Consider the following 6,683-nt stretch of genomic DNA (forward strand, 5'->3'; position numbering starts at 1 on the left):
TAAAATAACTCTTAATTGTAGATGAATGGGTTGCGTTTCATTTTACAATTAAGGTGTAAATAATTCTCAAAAAAAGCCAGCGTCTATAGACGCTGACCTATTATCACAGCATATTATTAAGATACAACTAATATAACTATAACTTCAACTTAGCAAATGCATCAGCAAAAGCATTGTTAATTGGTTCTTTCGCTTCTTTTTGTTGCTTCTTCAAATAATTAGCAACATCTTTCTTTGATACACCTGCTCCTTCCTTTTTACGACGTTCTTGGAATGCAGATAGCTTTTCTTTGTGACCACACTGACAAGTAAATACTTGTGCATCCCCTTTACCACATAACTCCATCTTTTTATGACATACTGGACATCTAGCATTACTTGTTCTTGCTATAGTTTCTCTGTGTCCACATTCACGATCTTGACAAACAAGCATACGACTATTTTTACCTTTAACTAATAGCATTCGTTTGCCACATTCAGGACACTTGGAGTTCGTTAAATTATCATGACGATACGTACCGTCTCCACCTTTAATTTCTTCTACTATCTCTATAGAATAAGAACGAATTTCCTTCATGAATTGTTCTTTTTTTAATGTTCCTTTTGCAATCTTACCTAATTTCATCTCCCAATCTGCTGTAAGTTCTGGTTTGCAAAGTTCATCAGGAACTAATTCAAGTAATTGTTTTGCTTTGGATGTTATGAATATATCTTTTCCACGTTTTTCAATTAAGAAGTTTGAGAATAATTTGTCTATGATATCAGCTCTTGTTGCTACTGTTCCAAGTCCACCTGTTTCCCCAAGTGTCTTGGCTGCTTCTTTATCATAATGTTCCATATATTTAACAGGGTTCTCCATTGCAGACAATAATGTAGCTTCATTGAAAGGTGCTGGTGGTTTTGTTTTTCCTTCTGTCACTAGTACAGATACTCTATTAATATAATCACCAGGTTGCAGTTTTTTCATCTCATCATTCATAGAGATAAATTGCTCTTTCATCAGGCTTTTACTACCTTCATCATTATCCTCTTCTAAGTCGTAGTCTTCTGATGAATCATTATCTTGTTCTGATACATAAACCTCTTTAAAACCTAGCTTTTTTACCACCTTTGCTTTCGCAGTGAAAGTTTCACCACCATATTCGATCTCTATATTGGTTTGTTCGTATTCAAATGGTGGATATAGTACAGCTAAGAATCTACGAACAACTAAATCATAAATCTTACGTTCATCACTTGACATATGCTCAAGATTTACATATTGTTCTGTAGGTATTATTGCGTGGTGATCGGAAACCTTATTGTTATTAACATAACTTCCATTACCTTTTATCTCTGTATTAACTAGACGACCTGCTAATTTCTTATAAGGACCTACCGCACAAGCTCGTAATCGTTCAGAAATAGTTGGTACTACATCTGTAGTAAGGTATCTGGAGTCCGTTCTAGGATAAGTTAACACCTTATGATTTTCATACAGACGTTGCATGATATTAAGAGTTTCTTTGGCAGAGAAATTATATCGCTTGTTGGCATCTCTTTGTAATTCAGTTAAATCATATAGCGCAGGAGAATAGCTTTTTTTAGCTGTTTTCTTTACTTGTGTAACTTTTGCTTTCCCATCACTAGATTGTAACTTCCTATACAAATCATCTATTCTACTCTTGTCGAATGTTGTATTGCTATGTGTTTTTCCATCAATCCATGAAAAACTTAACCCCATACTCTTTGCTTGCAAACTATAATATAGTTTTGGTACAAACTTACGAATCTCCTCTTCTCGTTTTGCAATCATTGCTAACGTTGGTGTTTGAACACGGCCACATGATAACTGTGCATTATACTTGCATGTTAAAGCACGCGTTGCATTCATGCCCACTAACCAATCAGATTCTGCTCTAGCTACAGCAGCCGCATATAGATTGTCGTATTCTTTTCCATCCTTTAGGTGAGAAAATCCGTCTTTGATTGCTCCATCGGTAACAGATGATATCCAAAGACGCTTAATTGGCTTTTTGCAGCCTGACTTTTCAAGTATCCATCTTGCTACTAATTCTCCTTCTCTTCCAGCATCCGTTGCGATGATAATATCACTAACATCCTTACGATTTAACTGTGCTTTCACTGCATTGAATTGCTTTGCTGTTTGTTTAATTACTACTAGTTCCATTCTAGGAGGTAACATTGGTAAGTGTTCCATCTTCCATTCTTTGTATTCCTCTTTATACTTTTCAGGATCTGCTAATGTTACCAGATGTCCAAGTCCCCATGTGATGATATATTTACTACCTTCTATAGCTCCATTTACCTTTTGGTTGCATTTGAGAACTCTTGCAATATCTCTTGCTACAGATGGTTTTTCTGCTATTACAACTGTCTTCATTCTTTTTATTATTCCTTCCTTATTAATTCTATCTAAATGTTGTCCTTATGACTTATACTTATATATTATACTTTATAAATAATACAAAGCAAGTGTAATTAGCAATACTAGTAGATGTAAAATAGCGGTTACAAAAATCTTGTAACCGCCTTAAGTACATTATATAAAAACTTTTATAATCCTAATATCTGCTTTTTCTTAGCATCAAATTCCTCTTGAGAAATAATACCGTTGTCTAGTAACTCTTTAAACTTCATTATTTCATCTGCACCACTTACTTGTTGTGTCTGTGTAGCTTGCTGAGTGACTTCCGCTTTTGCACACAAGCTATCTAAAAACGAAATAACTCTATTTGCCTCCTGTTTGTATAAGTTATAGGTCATACTTCCACTTTTAACACTTGTTCCAAAGGGTATAAACTCAAGTATTATTTGATTTTTATACTTGTTACTAAGTGAAATTCTTATTTTCATGCTTTTAATTTCAGTTTTAGTTTTCTTCTTTCCTGTCACTCCACCAACAACTGCTCCGACTCCACCAAACAGAAGTGCCCCAGCTGCTGCTCGTCCCAATCCGCCTTTTCTTATAGAATCTCCATCTTCAGTCAACTCGTAATCAATTATTTCACTATAATCATATAATGTAGGATTCTCCGGTTTTTTCACATTAGAACAATACCACTTTTTCATATTTGAATCTTCACGTAAAAAAGAACTGCTGCATTTTATTTCATTAGTTGTAACGAATGATGTAAACTCGTTTTTATTAGTCTCCCTTACTTGAAAATGCTCTTTAATATTTTCAACTGTCTGAAATGGTAACATAGAAGCTTCCATGTCTACTTTTTTTGAACATTCTTGGCACAAAGAAACTTTATCTTTAATCTTCACACAGAACATACCCTTAACTTGATTACCACAGACAGGACAACTTTTTTTGCTAAATAATCCCATTGCAATAAACCTCCGTCAATAACAATATCTTATATATATTTCTGATTATTTCTAATCCGATTAATTGTAACATAATTATCTATAAAAGTCATTATAAATGTCATAAAATGTCGCTACTGTTACCATACTAATATTGGATACACGTGATTAAATATGTCAATAAGGATCAATTTATTGGATTAAACTAAGTGTTTACAGATCACAGACTTAAAAAAATAAAAGAACCACCACACTTTTACCAAAATGCAGTAGTTCTTTTGCAAAATTCAAAATATTAATTTAGGACAACATATCATTATATAAATAAGTTAACATTGGATTCTTCTGCATCTCCAAGATAAGAAGCAACTCCTGCGAATTCAACTCCATCAATTAATTCTTCTTTTGTAATTCCCATAATATCCATTGACATAGTACAAGCTATTAATTTAATACCTTGAGCCTGCGCCTGTTTCATTAGCTCTTCCAATGAATTAACATTCTTGTCTTTCATAACCTTTTTCATCATAGCAGTTCCCATACCTGCCATATTCATCTTAGAAAGTTTTAACTTCTTTACTCCTCTTGGCATCATTTTTCCGAACATTGCATCTATGAATGGCTTCTTCACTTTCTTTTTATCGGATTTTCTAAGAGCATTTAATCCCCAGAAAGTAAAGAACATCGTAACGGGTCTTCCCATTGAAGCTGCTCCATTTGCAATTATAAAAGAGGCTAAAACTTTATCTAAATCGCCGCTGAAAACGATTAGTGTTTTTCCTTCTCTATCGTTATTAATACTTGGTTTATTTTCTTCAGAAGATCCCTTTTTAATTGTTACAACATTTTCTTTATTTTGACGTTCACTTTTAATATATGTGTTACCAGTTCTTCTACACCAAGACTGAATATCCTTGACAAATCCCATATCTGTTGCTGTGACTTGTAATAATTCTTTATCATTCATGTTAGATATTGCTTCATTAACCTTCATAATCGGACCTGGACACTGTAATCCACTACAATCTAATATTTTAATTTCTTTTGTTATTATTTCTTCTTTTTGATTCATCGTATCTTCTTTCATAAGTTCATTTTGATTGTTAATATATTCTGCAACTTGTAACTCATCATCCTGTAAACGCTCAGCATAATGCATGGATTTATAGAATGTTAAACCTCCAGCTAAAACTGAAACTTTCTTAAAACCATTCTGCATTAATATTCTAGAAGCATTGTACGCACGTACACCAATTGCACAGTAAACAACGATTGGTAAATCTTTATCAAGTTCATTCATTCGTTGTCTTAATTGTCCTAAAGGAATATGATAAGAATCTGGAATTTCAAATACCATACGTTCCACATCTTCCGTTACATCAAGTATTACGGTATCCTCTTCTAATTCATCTAATTCGCTTACTTGTGTAAGTGTAACGAGTCCATTCAAGATATTCTCAGCTACAAAACCTAGCATATTAACGGGGTCTTTTGCAGAAGTAAATGGTGGTGCATAAGCAAATTCTAGCTCTTCTAAATCATAGATGGTACCACCTAAACGAATTGTAGTTGCTACTGTATCAATTCGCTTATCGACTCCTTCCTGGCCAACTATTTGACAACCTAAAATCTTACCTGATGTATCAAAATGCATCTTTAAAGTAATCGGGGTTGCTTCAGGGTAATATCCTGCATGAGATTTTTGATTAATTAGTGCTGTGTAATAATCTACATTTTTTGTTTTACCATAGCTTTGAAGTTGTTTTTCATTTAAACCTACACTAGCTACATCGTAATCAAAAACCTTAGCAATAGAAGCTCCAAGGGTTCCCTTATATGTTATTAATTCCTGAGTATTCAACTTGTAATTTACATCATTCGAATTAACTTTAGCGGTAATGATGTCAGCAACAATTCGTCCTTGTTTATTAGCGGGGCCAGCTAATGGAATCATAGTTTTTTTATCTAAGATCGGATTTGTAACTTCTATTACATCTCCAACGGCATAAATATCTTCTATTGAAGTTTGGAGATGTTCATCTACAACAATTCCCCCACGTTGATTAAGAGTTATACCCGCTTTTTTAGCCAATTCGCTATTTGGTCTAATTCCTATGGCTAGAATAACGAAATCTGTTTCTAGTTTTTTACCGCTTTCAAGTTCAACTGTAACCGTTCCTCGATTATCGTTTTCATGAAAAGCTAATACCCCATCTTCTAAATGAAGAGATACTTGATTATTCTGAAGATTTTCATGAATAAGTGTAGCCATATCATAATCAATTGGAGCCATCACTTGATTCATCTTCTCAACTAAAGCAACTTTAATACCAGCATGATGCAGATTCTCAGCCATCTCAAGACCTATAAATCCACCACCAATTACAACTGCACTTTTTGCTTTATGTTTGGTAATTACCTCTTTGATACGGTCGGTATCAGGAACTGTCCATACTGTAAATATCTTATCACTATTAATTCCAGGTATTTGTGGTTTAATTGGGGTGGAGCCTGTAGATATGACCAGTTGATCATAAGACTCCTCATATGTTTTTCCAGTCTTTAGATCCTTAACCACAACTTTCTTTTCATCTGGGTTAATTGACATTACTTCATTCATTACCCTTACATTTATGTTAAACTTCTTATACATCTCTTCAGGTGTTTGTAATAAAAGATTTTCTCTATCATTAATTACATCACCTACATAATATGGTAACCCGCAATTTGCAAATGATATATATGCGCCTCTTTCTAATAGGACAATCTCTGCTGTTTCGTTTAATCTTCTAAGTCTAGCTGCTGTAGTTGCTCCTCCAGCTACTCCACCTATGATTACTGTTTTATTAGCCATATCCATTTCTCCATTCCATAAAGTATTTTATGTCTTTTTTTATCTTATAAGACATAATACTAAAAAAATGGATAATCGTACCGTGATTAAGTCACATTAACTTTCGGTAGCAATTTTTAAGAGTGATTCTTTGTCAAGAACAACAATTTTTCCACGCTCTAAAGTTACAAACCCCTCTTTTTGAAAATATTTTAACATCCTAGAAACTACCTCTCTAGCACTTCCTAAATCTTTTGCAATTTCATCATGGGTAACTATTAATTTATTATCATTTGTCTTTACCATCTCATCATATAGATAACTTGCCAAACGTTTATCAAAGCTTAAGAAAAGAATCTGTTGCATGGACCACATGACACTTGAGAAATTTTCTGTGGTTTGTTTATAAATAAAGTTTTGAACGTATACATTATCTTCGTAAAGATGATTCAGATAGGATGAATTCGTTACAATAATTTTACTATCTTTCGTAGCTTCTATAAAAACATCAAAAGTAATTTCATCTATTATACAG

Annotated in this window: 4 protein-coding genes; all 4 read right to left on the reverse strand. The window is 33.4% G+C overall.

Features of this window, described 5'->3' with window-relative positions; genetic code table 11:
• Positions 1-136: 136 nt before the first annotated feature.
• On the reverse strand, positions 137-2,383 hold the full coding sequence (locus ACW2QF_RS13045; RefSeq protein ID WP_455716445.1) for a DNA topoisomerase III: 2,247 nt from the start codon (positions 2,381-2,383) through the stop codon (positions 137-139).
• A 173-nt stretch (positions 2,384-2,556) separates the two neighbouring features.
• A complete protein-coding gene (locus ACW2QF_RS13050) occupies positions 2,557-3,336 on the reverse strand; it encodes an SHOCT domain-containing protein (protein WP_455716446.1) in 780 nt (259 codons plus the stop codon).
• Between the two features lie 295 nt (positions 3,337-3,631).
• Entirely contained in the window at positions 3,632-6,169 is a 2,538-nt protein-coding gene (locus tag ACW2QF_RS13055) for a CoA-disulfide reductase (protein WP_455716447.1), read from the reverse strand.
• A gap of 96 nt (positions 6,170-6,265) precedes the next feature.
• The coding region (locus tag ACW2QF_RS13060) for a Crp/Fnr family transcriptional regulator (protein WP_455716448.1) at positions 6,266-6,683 on the reverse strand (418 nt) is incomplete at its 5' end.

The organism is Anaerosporobacter sp., from assembly GCF_965301125.1.